Source organism: Paracidovorax wautersii (genome assembly GCF_900113035.1).
GTDB classification, from domain to species: Bacteria; Pseudomonadota; Gammaproteobacteria; order Burkholderiales; family Burkholderiaceae_C; genus Paracidovorax; species Paracidovorax wautersii.
Genome location: NZ_FONX01000008.1, coordinates 168,807 through 184,351, shown reverse-complemented (window position 1 = coordinate 184,351; position 15,545 = coordinate 168,807). Strand labels below are relative to the sequence as shown.

General features: G+C 70.7%; 11 protein-coding genes. 5 read left to right on the top strand and 6 right to left on the bottom strand.

Annotated features, from left to right (window positions below; translation table 11 throughout):
* Positions 1-136: 136 nt before the first annotated feature.
* Complete coding sequence (locus BM070_RS13765; protein WP_092939973.1) at positions 137-1,027, bottom strand: LysR family transcriptional regulator; 891 nt, start codon at positions 1,025-1,027, stop codon at positions 137-139.
* A gap of 294 nt (positions 1,028-1,321) precedes the next feature.
* On the opposite strand from BM070_RS13765, the gene BM070_RS13760 reads away from it, so the two are divergent.
* Genes BM070_RS13760 through BM070_RS13755 form a run of 3 tightly spaced genes read left to right on the top strand, consistent with a single transcriptional unit; the run spans position 1,322 to position 3,104 of the window.
* A complete protein-coding gene (locus BM070_RS13760; protein WP_092939972.1) occupies positions 1,322-2,329 on the top strand; it encodes a TerC family protein in 1,008 nt (335 codons plus the stop codon).
* Positions 2,330-2,364: 35 nt separating this feature from the next.
* Positions 2,365-2,529 (top strand): hypothetical protein, encoded by a 165-nt coding sequence (locus tag BM070_RS24810; protein ID WP_175518495.1) that lies wholly within the window; start codon positions 2,365-2,367, stop codon positions 2,527-2,529.
* The gene (locus tag BM070_RS13755) at positions 2,526-3,104 is read left to right on the top strand and encodes a DUF2062 domain-containing protein (protein ID WP_092939971.1); all 579 of its coding nucleotides are present in this window, start codon (positions 2,526-2,528) and stop codon (positions 3,102-3,104) included. The genes BM070_RS24810 and BM070_RS13755 overlap by 4 nt, the downstream gene beginning before the upstream one ends.
* A gap of 152 nt (positions 3,105-3,256) precedes the next feature.
* Here BM070_RS13755 and BM070_RS13750 read toward each other — a convergent pair whose 3' ends face one another.
* Complete coding sequence (locus BM070_RS13750) at positions 3,257-4,456, bottom strand: MFS transporter (RefSeq protein ID WP_245785221.1); 1,200 nt, start codon at positions 4,454-4,456, stop codon at positions 3,257-3,259.
* A gap of 111 nt (positions 4,457-4,567) precedes the next feature.
* Here BM070_RS13750 and BM070_RS13745 point away from each other — a divergent pair, with 111 nt between their 5' ends.
* Both BM070_RS13745 and BM070_RS13740 read left to right on the top strand, forming a co-directional pair.
* Positions 4,568-5,170 carry a TetR/AcrR family transcriptional regulator gene (locus BM070_RS13745; RefSeq protein WP_092939969.1) on the top strand — a complete coding sequence of 201 codons (603 nt, stop codon included), beginning with the start codon at positions 4,568-4,570 and terminating at the stop codon, positions 5,168-5,170.
* A gap of 129 nt (positions 5,171-5,299) precedes the next feature.
* Entirely contained in the window at positions 5,300-6,373 is a 1,074-nt protein-coding gene (locus tag BM070_RS13740; RefSeq protein ID WP_434803187.1) for a formylglycine-generating enzyme family protein, read from the top strand.
* Between the two features lie 78 nt (positions 6,374-6,451).
* Here BM070_RS13740 and BM070_RS13735 read toward each other — a convergent pair whose 3' ends face one another.
* The 4 genes from BM070_RS13735 to BM070_RS13720 form a co-directional block, all read right to left on the bottom strand.
* Complete coding sequence (locus BM070_RS13735) at positions 6,452-7,570, bottom strand: branched-chain amino acid ABC transporter substrate-binding protein (RefSeq protein ID WP_092939967.1); 1,119 nt, start codon at positions 7,568-7,570, stop codon at positions 6,452-6,454.
* A gap of 133 nt (positions 7,571-7,703) precedes the next feature.
* Positions 7,704-9,152: an efflux transporter outer membrane subunit gene (locus BM070_RS13730; RefSeq protein WP_092939966.1), complete on the bottom strand. Its 1,449-nt coding sequence runs from the start codon at positions 9,150-9,152 to the stop codon at positions 7,704-7,706.
* Entirely contained in the window at positions 9,149-12,376 is a 3,228-nt protein-coding gene (locus BM070_RS13725; RefSeq protein ID WP_092939965.1) for an efflux RND transporter permease subunit, read from the bottom strand. Before BM070_RS13725 ends, BM070_RS13730 begins: the two co-directional genes overlap by 4 nt.
* Complete coding sequence (locus tag BM070_RS13720; RefSeq protein ID WP_092940014.1) at positions 12,373-15,516, bottom strand: efflux RND transporter permease subunit; 3,144 nt, start codon at positions 15,514-15,516, stop codon at positions 12,373-12,375. The genes BM070_RS13725 and BM070_RS13720 overlap by 4 nt, the downstream gene beginning before the upstream one ends.
* Positions 15,517-15,545 lie beyond the last annotated feature (29 nt).

Here is a 15,545-nt window from a genome sequence, read left to right as displayed (position 1 = left end):
GCATGTGAAGCGGTAAAAAAATTGGTGGTTGCAAATGTCGGGTCCCAGATTAGGCAGTCGTTCGGCGTGTTCATGGCGAACGACCGATATCAGCCTTCTGCAGTCATTCACCACAAACCAATTCCAGGCCAACCCTTCAATCCAACCCCCGCCCCTCCACCAACCTCACCACCAACGGATGCATCACCTTCCTCGCGCTGAAGATCAGGTGAAACTGCTCCTGCACATCCGCGGTCACGCCCACCGCCACCAGCCCATGCGTGCGCGCCAGATGCTCGCCCATCGACTCCGGCGCGGGCATCACGCCCATGCCCGTGCTCGCGAACGTGGCGAGCAGGGCGCTGTCCTCGAATTCACCCGCGATGCGCGGGCGGATGCGTTCGCGTTCCAGCCAGTGGTCGATGCGGGCGCGGGCGGCGGCGTGTTCGGTCGGTAGCAGCACGGGCACGACGGCGAGGCTCTGGGGGAAGTTCCGGGCCGCCGCCTCGGCCCACTGGGGCGGGGCGTACCAGGCGAGGGGGCTGGTGCCCAGCAGCTGGCTGGTGGTCTTGAGGGCCGGGTTGGGCGGGGCGGGGCGGTCGGCCAGCACGGCGTCGAGCTTGTGCAGGGCCAACTCGCCCAGCAGGGGCTGGAATTCGCCTTCGTGGCACAGCAAACGCAAGTGGGGCGCGTCCAGCACGGGGGTGAGCAGGCGGTGGACGGCCACCTTGGCGATGCCGTCCGAAATGCCCAGGTTCAGCCGCAGGATGCGGCCGGTGGCGGCTTCGGCCACGCGGTGGGGCAGTTGCTCGCCCAGGGCGAAGATCTGGTCGGCCTCGTGCATGGCGGCCACGCCGGCGTCGGTCAGCACCAGGTTGCGGCCCTCGGCGCGCAGCAGGGCGGTGCCCAGGTCTTTTTCCAGCGAGCGCACCTGGGCGCTGATGGTCTGCACGGCCATGTCCAGGCGCTCTGCGGCGCGGGCCAGGCCGCCTTCCTTGGCGACGACCCAGAAGTAGTAGAGATGCCGGTAGTTGAAGCTCTGGCTCATTTTTTGTAGGACAAAGAAGCGAAACAGTTCGGAAAAACCGAAGTGATCTTACGGCGCGGCTATCTTTCTTCGCGCGCCGTAACGGGCGACAGTGCCGGCTCGTGTGTCCCTCGCCTTTTTCCGGCTCTTTTTCTTCTCCTTCTTTGACGAACCTACAGGATCGCTTCGCCATGACGACAACTTCCCGACTCCCCCTGGCGCCGCAAGGCGCCATGCCGGCCGGGCGCGGCTGCGTTGCCGCCCCGTTTCCCGTAGCCATTGGTGCGCCCCTGCGGCGCGAGGAGGGCTGACGCCATGGTCGAAACCATCGGAACTCCGCTGATGTGGGCCGGCTTCGGCCTGTTCGTCGTGATCGCCATCGCCATCGACCTGCTGGTGATGGAGCGCCAGGGTGCGCACAAGGTGACCATGAAGGAGGCGCTCAAGTGGAGCGTGCTCTGGTTCTCGCTGGCCTTCGTGTTCGTGGGCCTCTTGTGGTGGTATCTGGACGGCTCGCAGGGCCGGGAGGTGGCCAACACGGTGTCGATGCAGTTCATCACCGGCTACCTCGTGGAAAAGAGCCTGTCGGTGGACAACATCTTCGTCTTCCTGATGATCTTCAGCTACTTCGCCGTGCCGGCGGAATACCAGAAGCGCGCGCTCATCATCGGCATCATCGGCGCCATCGTGCTGCGCACGGTGCTGATCCTGGCGGGCGCCTGGCTGCTGGCCACCTTCCACTGGCTGCTCTACGTGTTCGGCGCGTTCCTGGTCATCACCGGCGTGAAGATGTGGATCGCCGCAGGCCAGGAGCCGGACATCTCCACCAACCCGGTGCTCAAGTTCCTGCGCAAGCGCATCCGCATGTCGGACCACTTCGACGGCGAGAAGATGACCACCATGGTCGATGGCGTGAAGCGCTTCACCCCGCTCTTCGTGGTGCTGATCATGATCGGCGTGACGGACGTGATCTTCGCGGTGGACAGCATCCCGGCCATCTTCGCCATCACCAGCGACCCGTTCATTGTGCTCACGGCCAACATCTTCGCCATCCTGGGCCTGCGCGCGCTGTACTTCCTGCTGGCCGATCTGGCGGACCGCTTCCACCTGCTGGCCTACGGCCTGGCGATGGTGCTGGTGTTCATCGGCGCGAAGATGCTGCTGATCGACCTCTACAAGATCCCGATCGGCTATGCGCTGCTGGTGACGGGTGCGCTGATCGCCGGCTCCATCGTGGCTTCGCTCTGGACCTCGCGCGGCAAGGACGGCGGCGGCGAAGGCGGCAACGGCACGCCTCCGGCCCTGCCGGGCAAGGGCGCCTGAGCCCCCACTGCTGGTAGCCTGAAAGGACCGATGCCATGGATCTGACGATGTTCGAGGCCGTGATGGCCACCATGCTGGCCGCGTTCGCGCTCACCACCTGGCTGAGCTGGCGCGGCGGCAACGAGCGCAGCGACGTGCGCCTGCTCGCGGCCCTGACCGGGGCCTGGGGCACGGCCACCGCCGTGGCGGTGGCGCTGTGAGCGCCGGCTGGGCGCTGGCCGGCTGGCTGGCGCAGCCGCTGGCCCGTGCGATGACCGGCGTGCGCCGCTGGCTGCGCCGGCAGGAGCCCGCCACCCGCGCGCTCATGGAGCGCCCCTTTCTCGCGCGGCTGCGCCCCTGGCTGGAGCGGCGCCAGCTGCTGTGCCTGCGGCGCGAGGCCCTGGCGCGGGGCACGGCCGCCGGGCTCTTCTGCGGGCTGATCCCCGGGCCCCTGCAGGTGCCCGCCACGGTGGCGGCCTGCGCCGCGCTGCGCGGCAACGCGGTGGCGGGCGCGGCGGCCACGCTCTACACCAACCCCCTCACCACGCTGCCGCTCTATGCGCTGGCCTTCCAGGTGGGCGCCTGGGTGCTGCCGGGCGAGCAGCGGCTGCCGGCTTGGGAGGGCTGGTCCGCCTCGGGCGGCGTGGAGGCGGTGGCGACGTGGATACAGGCGCTGGGCGCGCCGCTGGCCGTGGGCCTGCCGCTGCTGGCGCTGGCCTTCGCGCTCGCGGGCTATGCGGCGGTGCAGGCGCTGTGGCTGGTGCCGGTGTGGCACCGGGCGCAGCGCAGGCGGTAAGCGCGGCTCACGCAACCCTGTTGGCGTCGTTGCCGCATCTCGTCGTACTACCCGTACTGCCTTCGATGCGGCGCCTCCCCAGAACCGCTTCGCTGGGTTTTGTGAGCCGCTCCAAGTAGTCAGGATGAGGCCGGGCGCTCTCTTGCGGTGCCTCAGCGCGTGGGCACGGCGCGCGCCGTGAACGCGGCCGTGGAGGCCAGCGCGATCAGCAGCAGGCCGTAGCCCATCGCCGTGGGCTGCAGGCCATAGAGCCCGGTGAGCACGCCCGCGGCGATGGCCGGCAGGCTGAAGGCCAGGTAGCTCAGCACGAAGAAGCTGGCCATGAGGCCAGCCCTGTCCTGCGCCGAGGCCAGCGGCACCAGGCTGCGCACCGAGGCGCTGAAGCCCGCGCCGAAGCCCAGGCCCGCCACCAGCGTGCCGGCGAAGAAGCCCGCCGTGCTGTGGCAGGCCACGCCCGTGAGCGTGATCGCCAGGCCCACCGCCAGCGCCACGGCGCTGCCCTGCAGCACGGTGCGCGGGGCGTGGTGGCGCGACACCGCGATGGCCAGCGCGCCCGGCAGCACCAGGGCGGAGATCAGCAGCCCGCCCACCAGGGGCGAGGCGCTGTGCGTCACCAGCCGGCCCAGCGAGGGGCCGAGCGAAAGATAGAAGCCGCCCAGCGCCCAGCCGGCCGTGCTCAGCGGCAGGATGCGCAGCATCGGCGCCCGCGCGGCCTGCGGCACGTGCATGCGCGGCACCAGCGAACGCCAGGCGCCCGGGCGGCGCGCCACCGTCTCCGGCAGCCAGAAGGCGGCGGCGCACTGCAGCGCGACCACCACCAGCAGCAGCTCGAACACCAGGTGCGTCGGCGCGGGCAGGTACTGCACCAGCAGGCTGGTGCCGAGCGCGCCGACGGCCATGCCGGTCATGGGCGCCAGGGTGTTCATCAGCGGGCCGCGCACGGGGTGCAGGTCCACCAGCAGGGCGCTCAGCGCGCTGGTCGCCATGCCCGTGGCCAGGCCCTGCAGCAGGCGGGCCGCCACCAGCCAGGCGACCGAGTCGGCATGCCAGAAGGCCAGCATCGAGACGAACTCCAGCACCAGCGAGGCCACCACCACGCTGCGCCGCCCGACGTGGTCCGACAGCGCGCCGAAGCACAGCAGCGCCGCCAGCAGCGCGAACGCATAGCTGGAGAAGATCACGGTGAGGCTGAGGGCCGAGAAGCCCCACATCTCGCGGTACAGCGCGTAGAGGGGCGAGGGCGCGCTCGACGCGGCGAGGAACATCATCAGCACGGACACCACGAGCCACAGCGCGGCGTCGGGCCCCAGGCGGCGCAGGGGCCAGGCGGGTGATGCAAGGGAGGAGGTCATTGCGGTGGACATGTTTAACGCTAAGAATTTGCGTTAGCGGGATTGTCTCACTAAAGCAAAGTCTTTGCTTTACGGTAACCCCGGCGGCACGGCCCACCCTAGAATCGCCGCATGACGAATGGAGCCACCCGATTGCGCCCCGGCGGGCGCAGCGCCCGCGTGCAGGCCGCCGTGCACCAGGCCGTGCGCGACCTGACGGCGCTGCACGGCCGCGATGCGCTGACCATTCCGCAGATCGCGGCGCAGGCGGGCGTGACGCCGTCCACCATCTACCGCCGCTGGGGCGATCTGGTCGAGCTGCTGGCCGACGTGTCGATCGAGCGCCTGCGCGACGAGGCCGAGCCGCCCGACACCGGCAGCGTGCGCGGCGACCTGCAGGCCTGGGGCGAGCAGTTCCTCGAAGAGATGTCGTCCGAGCTGGGCCGCCAGATGCTCAAGGACGTGCTCACGGCCAGCGGCTACGGCGACGGCTCCGCGCCCTGCCAGTGCCTGCAGATCACGGCCGGGCAGATCACCATGATGGTCGAGCGCGCGCTGGCCCGCGGCCAGGCGACGCCCTCCGTGGACTGCGTGCTCGATACGGTGGTCTCGCCCATCATCTACCGCCTGCTCATGGGGGCGGGCACGCCGACCGCGCAGCAGCTGGTGCAGTGGGTGGATGCGTGCATGGCGCAGGCGGGCGCAGCCGCCGCCGCTGGCAAGCCGGCGCACTAGCCGGGGACCGGCCGCGGGTATCGCCGCGGCTGGAAAAAGCGCATGCCGTGGCACCATGGGCTGCGGGCCGCATCGCCGTGCGCGCCCGGGATGGTTCCGCCACGGCTTACCTCTTGCAGGAGCGCCCCCATGGAGACTCTCCCCCGCCTTTCCCCGCGCAGCACAGCCCTGATGGCGCTAGGCCTGTGCTGGCCCGCCGCGCAGGCTGCGCCTCCCGCCGCTGCTGCCGCGCCGGTGTGGATCAACACGCTGGGCATGCGCTTCGTGCAGATCCCGGCCGGCCGTTTCCGCATGGGCAGCGACGAGCCGGTGGAGGCGCTGGCGCGCGACTTCCCGCAGCTGGAGCGCCGCCGTTTCGAGGAGCTGAAGGACGAGTCGCCCCCGCACGCCGTGCGCATCACGCGGGCTTTCTGGATCGGGCAGACCGAGGTCACGGTGGGCCAGTTCCGCCGTTTCCTGCAGGCCTCGGGCTACCGGCCCGAGTCGGTGGCCGACGGCACGGGCGGCTATGGCTACAACCCGGCCTACGACCCCGCCGCCAGCGCGCGCGGCGATGCCTTCGAGGGGCGCGATCCGCGCTATTCGTGGCAGAGCCCGGGCTTCGCGCAGGGCGACGACCACCCGGTGGTCAACGTCACCTGGCACGACGCCGCCGCGCTGGCCGCGTGGCTCGGCGCCACCGAAGGCCACCGCTACCGTCTGCCGACCGAGGCCGAATGGGAATACGCCTGCCGCGCCGGCACCACCACGCGCTGGCCGCACGGCGACGATCCGCAGGCCCTGGCACGGCAGGCCAATGTGTTCGACCAGTCCGCTGCGCCGTACTGGCCGCGCTGGCGGGCCCAGGCGCTGGGCGGCAACGACGGCCACGCCTTCACCGCGCCCGTGGCGCAGTACCCGGCCAATGCCTTCGGCGTGCACGACATGGTGGGCAATGTGTGGGAGTGGGTGTGGGACTGGCATGCCGACGATGCCTACGCCCAGGCGCCGCTGGCCGACCCGCAGGGCCCGGCACGCGGCAGCGTGAAGGTGCGCCGGGGCGGCTCCTGGCACACCTGGCCGCTCTATGCCCGCTGCGCCTACCGCAACTGGAACGCGCCGGACACGCGCTACACGCTGGTGGGCATGCGGCTGGTGCGGGAGCTGGATGAGGGCGAGGCGCCCGCGCAGGCCGCGCCGCGCAAGCCCGGGGCGGCCCGCTGACCCTGAGAAAACATCGGGAGCCTTCGGGCGGCGCTGCCGGCCGGCAAGGTGCGGGCCTGCGGCAGCGCCTTCACCTCGTCACAGGCTCTTGAGCGGAACGACTTCCTTGCCCTTGAACGTGAACACCGTCACGGCCGAGGAGCGCAGGTCGTGCTTGTCGTCGTAGCTGTATTCGCCGCTCACGCCGGCGTATTTGCCACGGGCGATGTGGTCGATGAGCTTCTTCGCGTCGGTGCTCTGCGTGGCTTCGATGGCCGAGGCCAGCAGATTCATTCCGTCGTAGAAGGCGGCTGCGTAGGTCAGCGGGTCGCGCTTGTATTCGGCGCGGTAGCGCTCGATGAACTTCTGGCCCTTGTCGCTGCGGTCCAGCATGGAGCCGCCCTGGGTGCAATAGACGTTCAGGTTGCCGCTGACCTGCGACAGCGTGGCCGTCTCGGTCGAGCAGATGCCGTCGCCGCCCAGCAGGGGCACGTTCAGGCCCAGCGCGCGCATCTGGCGCAGCATGGGGCCGCCCTGGGGCGAATAGCCGCCGAAGAACACGGCGTCGGGCTTGCTGGCGCGCAGGCCGGTCAGGATGGCGGTGAAGTCGGTGGCCTTGTCGGTGGTGAATTCGTGGCTTACCACCTTCAGGCCCTGGCGCTTGGCCTCTTCCTCGAACTCCTTGGCCACGCCCTGGCCGTAGGCCGTGCGGTCGTCGATCACGGCCACGGTCTTGAGCTTGAGGTCCTGCGCGGCATAGGCCGCCATCTTGGTGCCCAGCTGGTTGTCGCTGGCGCCGATGCGGAACAGCGGGCGATAGCCCTGCTGCGTGATCTTGGGGTTGGAGGCGACGGTGAAGGTGAGGATGTCCGCGTCGGCCAGCACGCGCGATGCCGGCATCGCCACGCCCGAGTTGTAGGGCCCGAGCACGAACCTGATCTTCTTGTCGGCCAGCGTCTGGGCGATCTGCACGCCCTGCTTGGGGTCGGCGCCGTCGTCGTTGATGTCCAGCTCGAACTGCACCGGCTTGCCGGCCAGTTTCAGGCCCTTGGCGTTCAGTTCCTTGATAGCGAGCAGCGCGCCGTCGCGGTTGTCCACGCCGTTGGCGGCCTGCGGGCCGGTGACGGGGCTCATGAAGCCCACGCGAATGCGCTCCTGGGCATGGCTGAAGCCGGCGGCGGCCAGGCTGGCGATGAGCAGGGCGGAGCGGAGAAGCATCTGTCGATTCACGGCATGTTCCTTGTGTCTCTTGTTGAAGGCAGGGATGGCGCCGGCCCGCCTTGGCGGATAGCCGAAGCAGCCCGGGTCCGGGAGTATGCCGCGAGCCGGGCCCGCCCGGCCCCTTGCCGCATCAAGTCGCGCGCTGCTGTTCCCAGGGCGCCTGCCAGCCCCCGCCCAGCGCCTGCACCAGCGCCGCGGCGGCCAGCTGGCGGCTGACCTGCAGCTGCAGCAGCGTGCGCCGGGCCGTGAGCGCGGCGATCTGCGCGGTGACCACGTCGGTGTAGCTGGCCTGGCCGGCGCGGTAGCGGTTCTGCAGCTGGGTTTCGGTCAGGCGGGCGGCGGTGACGGCCTCCTGGCGCAGCGGCTCCTGCGTCTGCAGGGCGCGGATGGTGGTGAGCTGGTCTTCCACGCCCTGGAAGGCGGTCAGCACCGTCTGGCGGTAGCCGGCGGCGCGGGCGTCGCGCGCCGCCCGGGCTTCATCGACCCGCGCCGCGATGGCGCCCCCGTCGAACACCGTCTGCGCCGCCGACAGGCCCAGCGACCACAGCGCGCCCGAGGCGCTGAACAGGTCCGCCACGCTGGAGCCACTGCGCCCCAGCGACGCGCTGAGGCTCAAGCTGGGGTAGTAGGCCGCGCGCTGCACGCCGATCTGCGCATTGGCGGCGGCCACGGCGCGCTCGGCCGAGGCGATGTCGGGCCGGCGCTGCAGCAGCTCCGACGGCACGGCCGCCGGCACCTGCGGCACGCGGGCCACCCAGGTGGCGGGCGGCAGGCTGAAGCTGCCCGGCGGCACGCCCGTCAGCACGGCGATGGCGTGCTCGTAGCGCGCGCGGTTCTGCCGCACGGTGGCGAGGTCGGCCTGGGCGTTGGCGAGCTGGGTGCGGGCCTGCTGCACGTCGGAGGCGGGCGCCACGCCGGCCTCGTAGCGGTTGCGGGTGATCTGCAGGCTGCGCTGGTAGGCCTGGTCGATCTCCTGCAGCAGCGCGATCTCGGCGTCGGCCTCGCGCAGCTGGAAATAGGCCGCGACCAGCGAGCCCACGGCCGACAGGCGCGCCGAGGCCAGGTCCGCCTGGCTGGCCTGGGCGCTGGCGCGGGCGCCGCTCACCGTGCTGCCCAGGCGGCCCCAGAGGTCGGGCGCCCAGCTCGCGCCCAGCGCGGCCTGGGCCGTGGTGCCGCGCCGGGCCGAGCCTTCGCCGCCCGATCGCGTCTCGCTGCCCGTGAGGTTCACCGAGGGCAGCAGGGCCGCGCCCTGCTCGCGCACCAGCGCCTGGGCCTGGTCGTAGGCGGCCACGGCGGCGGCGATGTTCTGGTTGGACAGCTGCACCTGCGCGGCCAGGCGGTTCAGCTCGTCGTCCTGGAACAGCGTCCACCAGTCGCCGCGGTCGATGGCGTCGGCCGGTTGCGCGGGCTGCCAGAGCGCGCCGGCTTCCTTGAAGGCGGCGGGCATGGCGGGCAGCGCGGGGCGTTCATAGACCGGCGCGACCGAGCAGGCGGCCAGCGGCAGCAGGGCGCCCAGGCAGGCGGCGCGCAGGGCGCGGGGTGCGCGGAAGGCGAAGGGGGGGCGGCGGCCGGTGGTCATGGTTGTTGCAGTGGGGGCTGTTGTGCGGCCGCGGGGGGCTCCGCGAGGCGGCTCAGTTGGCGGTCGTTGGCGGCGGGGCGGCGCAGCCGGTCCAGCAGCACATAGACCACGGGGGTGGTCAGCAGGGTCAGCACCTGGCTGGCGATGAGGCCGCCGATGATGGCCACGCCCAGCGGCTGGCGCAGCTCCGAGCCCTGGCCGAAGCCGATGGCCAGCGGCAGCGCGCCCAGGGCGGCGGCCAGCGTGGTCATCAGGATGGGGCGGAAGCGCAGCATGCAGGCCTCGCGCACCGCCTCGGTGGCCGGCAGGCCCCGGGCGCGCTCGGCCTCCAGCGCGAAGTCGATGATGAGGATGGCGTTCTTCTTCACGATGCCGATCAGCAGGAACACGCCGATCAGCGCGATCACCGTGAACTGCATGTGGAAGAGCAAGAGCGCCAGCACCGCGCCCACGCCGGCCGAGGGCAGGGTGGTGAGCACGGTGATGGGATGGATCAGGCTTTCGTAGAGCACGCCCAGCACGATGTAGATGACCACCAGCGCCGCCAGGATGAGAAAGAGCTGCTGCGACTGCGACTGCTGCGCGCCCAGGGCCGTGCCCTGGAAGCTGCCGCGCACGTTGGTGGGCATGGCGATGTCGGCCTCGGCCTGCGCGATGATCTGGCGCGCATCGTCGAGCGTGGTGCCGTCGGCCAGATCGAACGAGATGGTGGTGGCCAGCTCGCCGTCCTGGTGGTTGATGGAGGTGGGCGAGGCCCGCTCCACCACATGCGCGAAGGCGCTGAGCGGCACCATGGTGGAGGGCGTGTTGCTCAGCACCTGCCCGGTGGAGGCGCCGCGCTGGCCCGGGTTGGCGGCCGTGCCCACCGTGCCCGTGGGGTTGGCCGGCACGAAGATGTCGGCCAGCGCGGGCGGGCCGCGCGTGTATTCGGGCGCCCATTCCATGATCACCGAATACTGGTTCAGCTCGCCGTAGATGGTGGCGACCGAGCGCTGGCCGAAGGCGTTGTAGAGCGCGCTGTCGATGGCGGCGGCGCTCACGCCCAGGCGCGATGCGGTGGCCTTGTCCACGTCCACGAAGGTCTCCACGCCGTTGTCGGCCTGGTCGGTGTCCACATCGACCAGCCGTTCTTCCTGCTTCAGGCGTTCGGTCAGCCGCGTGGCCCAGAGGCGCATGTCGGCCAGGTTGTCGCTCTGCAGCGTGTACTGGTAGGTGGAGTTGCTGGAGCGCCCGCCCATGCGCAGCTCCTGCACCGGGCTCAGGAACACGCGCAGCCCGGTGAGCTGGGCCAGCTGCGGGCGCAGGCGGTTGATGACGGTGGCGCTGCTGTCGGCACGCTGGTCCACGGGCTTCAAGTTGACGAACATGAAGCCGCCGCCCGCGCGCCCGCCGCCCGAGAAGCCCACCACCGTGTCCACCGCCGGGTCGCGGTGGATGATGTCCACGGCCTGGCGCAGCTTGCGCGCCAGCGCGTCCGACGAGATGCTCTGGTCGGCGCGCAGGCCGGCGTTGATCTGGCCGTTGTCCTGCTGCGGGAAGTAGCCCTTGGGGATGTGGCGGAAGAGATAGACGTTGAGGCCCACCACCACCAGCAGCAGCGCCATGACCAGCCATTGGCTGGCCAGGGCCCAGTCCAGCGCATGGCCGTAGCCGCGCAGCAGGGCCTGGTAGGCGCGCTCGGCCCCGCGCGCCAGCCGGCCGGGCGGCTTCGGAGGGGCGTCCTCCCCGCCACCGTTGCCGCCCTCGTGCGAGCGCAGCAGCCATGCGCACATCATGGGCGTGGCGGTGAGCGAGATGACCAGCGAGATCGCCACCGACGCCGAGAGCGTGATGGCGAATTCGCGGAACAGGCGCCCGACCTGGCCCTCCATGAACAGCAGCGGAATGAACACCGCCACCAGCGACAGGCTGATCGAGAGCACGGTGAAGCCCACCTCGCGCGCGCCCAGCAGCGCGGCCTGCAGGCGGTCCATGCCGGCCTCGATGTGGCGGCTGGTGTTCTCCAGCACCACGATGGCGTCATCGACCACGAAGCCGGTGGCCACCGTGAGCGCCATCAGGCTCAGGTTGTTGAGGCTGAAGCCCAGCAGGTACATGACGCCGAAGGTGCCCAGCAGCGACACCACCGTGGCCACGGCCGGAATGACCGTGGCGCGCGCCTTGCGCAGAAAGAGCCCGACCACCAGCACCACCAGGGCGATGGAGAGCATCAGCGTGAATTCGATCTCGTGCAGCGAGGCGCGGATGGAGTTGGTGCTGTCCGATGCGACGGAGATGCGGATGTCCTGCGGCAGCTGCGCCTGCAGCTCGGGCAGCAGGGCGCGCACGCTGTCCACCGTCTCGATGATGTTGGCGCCCGGCTGGCGCGTGATGAGCACGATGATGGCCGGCTGGCCGTTGAAGAGGCCCAGCGTGCGCGTGTTCTCCACGCCGTCCACCACCCGCGCCACGTCGCCCAGGCGCACGGCGGCGCCATTGCGCCAGGCGATCACGAGCGATGCGTAGTCGGACGCCTTGCGCGAGGGCGAAGGCGTGTAGATCTGCAGGCGCCGGCCGTCGCCCTCGACGGCGCCTTTGGGCCGGTTGGCGTTGGCCGCCTGGATGGCGGCGCGCACGTCTTCGGTGCTGATGCCGTACTGGTTGAGCGCGAAGGGCAAGAGCTCCACGCGCACGGCGGGCAGCGAGCCGCCGCCGATCTCGACCTCGCCCACGCCGTCCACCTGCGACAGGCGCTGGCTGACCACGTTGGAGACCTCGTCGTAGATCTCGCCGGGCGTGCGCGTCTTGGAGGTGAGCGCCAGGATGACGGCCGGCGAGTCGGCCGAGTTGCGCTTGCGGTAGGTGGGGTTGCTGCGCAGCGTGGCGGGCAGATCGACGCGCGATGCGTTGATGGCGGCCTGCACCTCGCGCGCGGCGCTGTCGATGTTGCGGCTCAGGTCGAACTGCAGGCTGATGCGCGCCGAGCCCTGCGAGCTGCTGGAGGTCATCTCGTTGACCCCCGCGATCACGCCCAGGCGCCGCTCCAGCGGCGTGGCCACGCTGCTGGCCATGGTCTCGGGGCTGGCGCCCGCGAGGCTCGCCGTGACCGAGATGGCCGGATAGTCCACCTGCGGCAGCGGCGCCACCGGCAGCACGAAGAAGGCGGCGATGCCCGCCAGCGCCAGGCCGATGGTCAGCAGCACGGTGGCTACCGGCCGCTCGATGAAGGGGCGCGAGAGGTTCATGGCGCGGCGTCGCCCGGCGCGGCCGTTGCCGTGGTGGCGAGGGCGCCGGATGCGGTGGGCGTTGCGGCCGTGCCCCGGCCCGTCCAGCGGCGGCCCAGGCGGTCGAAGGCCAGGTAGATCACCGGCGTGGTGAACAGCGTGAGCAGCTGGCTCAGCACCAGCCCGCCGAAGATGGCCAGGCCCAGCGGCCGGCGCAGCTCGGCGCCGTCACCCCAGCCCAGCATCAGCGGCAGCGCGGCGAAGAGTGCGGCCAGCGTGGTCATCAGGATCGGGCGGAAGCGCAGCAGCGCGGCCTGGTGGATGGCCTGCTGCGGACCCATGCCCTGGTTGCGCTCGGCGTCGATGGCGAAGTCGATCATCATGATCGCGTTCTTCTTCACGATGCCGATGAGCAGGATGATGCCGATGATGCCGATCACCCCCAGGTCGTTGCCCGTCACCATCAGCGCCAGCAGCGCGCCCACGCCGGCCGAGGGCAGGGTGGAGAGGATGGTGAGCGGGTGCACGTAGCTCTCGTAGAGCACGCCCAGCACGATATAGACGCAGACCATGGCCGCCAGGATCAGCCAGAGCTGGCTGGTGAGCGACTTCTCGTAGGCGCTCGCCGCGCCGAGGAATTCCATGGTCAGGCCGGCGGGCATGCCGATCTCCTGCGCCGCGGCGCGGATGGCATCCACCGCGCGGCCCAGCGACACGCCCGGCGCCGTGTCGAAGCCCAGCGTGGCCGCCGGGTACTGCGCCACGCGCGTGACCTGCAGCGGCGCGAACTGCTCGCGGATGGTGGCCACCGCCGAGAGCGGCGTGGGCGCGTTGCTGCTGGTGCGCAGCGGCAGCGTGCCCAGGCCCTCGGGGCTGTTCAGGTGCTCCTGCTGCGCCTCCAGGATCACGCGGTACTGGTTGGTCTCGGTGAAGATGGTGGAGACGATGCGCTGGCCGAAGGCGCTGTAGAGCGTGTCATCGACCGAGCTGGCCGTGACGCCCACGCGCGAGGCGGTGTTGCGGTCGATGTCCACATAGGCCGACAGGCCCTGCGCGCCCGCGTCGGTGGTGGCGTTGCGCACCTCGGGCACGGTCTTCAGGCGTTCGACCAGCTTCTGCGTCCAGCCGTTGACCTGGGCCGAATCCACGCCGCCGATGGAGGCGCGGTATTCGGTGGGGCCGGTCTCGGCGTCGATGGTCAGGTCCTGCGTGGGCTGCAGGAAGAGCGTCACGCCCGGCACGGCGGCGACCCGCTCGCGCAGGCGCTGCATGACGGTGGCCTGCGCGTCGTGGCTGGGCTTGAGGTTGATCAGCATCCGCCCGGCGTTGAGCATGGTGTTGTTGGCCGCGTCCACCCCGACGAAGGAGCTGAGCGACTGCACGTCCGGGTCCTGCAGGATGGCGCGCGCGGCGGCCTGCTGCAGCTCGCTCATGCGGGCGTACGAGACGTCCTGCGAGGCCTGCACCCGCGCCTGCAGCTGGCCCGTGTCCTGCGTGGGAAAGAGCCCCTTGGGGATCACCACGTAGAGCAGGGCGGTGAGCGCCATGGTCAAGAGCGCCACCACCAGCGTGGCGCGCTGGTGGCGCAGCACCCACTGCAGCCACACGTCGTAGCGCGCGATCACGCGGTCGAAGCCGCGCTGCACCGCGCCCGTCCAGCCGCGCTGGCTGCCGTGGGCGGGTTCGGCTTTCAGCCATCGCGCCGACATCATCGGCACCAGCGTGAGCGACACCACGGCCGAGATCAGGATGGTGATGGCCAGCGTCACCGCGAATTCGCGGAACAGGCGCCCCACCACGTCGCTCATGAAGAGCAGCGGGATCAGCACCGCGATCAGCGACACGGTGAGCGAGATGATGGTGAAGCCGATCTGCGTGGCGCCCTTGAGCGCGGCCTGGAAGGGCGGCTCGCCCTCTTCGATGTAGCGGGCGATGTTCTCGATCATCACGATCGCGTCATCGACCACGAAGCCGGTGGCGATGGTCAGCGCCATCAGGCTGAGGTTGTTGAGGCTGTAGCCCAGCAGGTACATCACGCCGCAGGTGCCGATCAGCGAGATGGGCACGGCCAGGCTGGCGATGACGGTGGCGCGCAGGCTGTGCAGGAAGAAGAAGATCACCAGCACCACCATCAGCACGGCCAGCACCAGCTCCATCTGCACGTGCTCGACCGAGGCGCGGATGCCGGTGGTGCGGTCGGACAGCACCTGCACCTTGATGGAGGAGGGCAGCTGCGATTCCAGCTCGGGCAGCTGGCGCTTGATGCCGTCCACCGTGGCGATCACGTTGGCGCCGGGCTGGCGCTGCACGTTCAATATGACGGCCGGCGTCTCGTTGGCCCAGGCGCCGAGGCGGTCGTTCTCGGCCGCATCCACCACGCGGGCCACGTCCGAGAGGCGCACCGGCGCGCCGTTCTTCCAGGTGAGGATGAGGCGCTTGTAGTCGTCCACCGTGACCAGCTGGTCGTTGGCGTTGATGTTGTAGGCGCGCTGCGGCCCGTCGAAGCTGCCCTTGGCGCTGTTGGCGTTGGCCGCCGAGATGGCGGTGCGCAGCGTGTCGAGGCCCAGGCCGTACGAGGCCAGCGCCTTGGTGTCGGCCTGGATGCGCACGGCCGGGCGCTGGCCGCCCGCGAGGGTGACCAGGCCCACGCCCGGCACCTGGCTGATCTTCTGCGCCAGCCGGGTGTTGACCAGGTTCTGCACCTCGGTGAGCGGCAGGGTGTCGGAGCTGATGGCCAGCGTCAGCACCGGCGCGTCGGCCGGGTTCACCTTGGCGTAGATGGGCGGCGCGGGCAGGTCGGCCGGCAGCAGCGAGGCGCCGGCGTTGATGGCGGCCTGCACCTCCTGCTCGGCCACGTCCAGCGCCAGGCCCAGGCCGAACTGCAGCGTGACGATGGACACGCCCGCCGCGCTGGTGGACGACATGCGGTCCAGCCCCGGCATCTGGCCGAACTGGCGCTCCAGCGGCGCGCTCACGGTGCGGCTCATCACCTCGGGGCTGGCGCCGGGGTAGAGGGTCTGCACCTGGATGGTGGGGTAGTCCACCTCGGGCAGGGCCGACAGCGGCAGCAGCCGGAACCCCAGCAGCCCTGCCAGCACGATGGCCAGCATCAGCAGCGCGGTGGCGACGGGGCGCTCGATGAACGGGCGCGACGGACTCAGGGCACTCATGGGCGGGGCCGTGCGTGAGG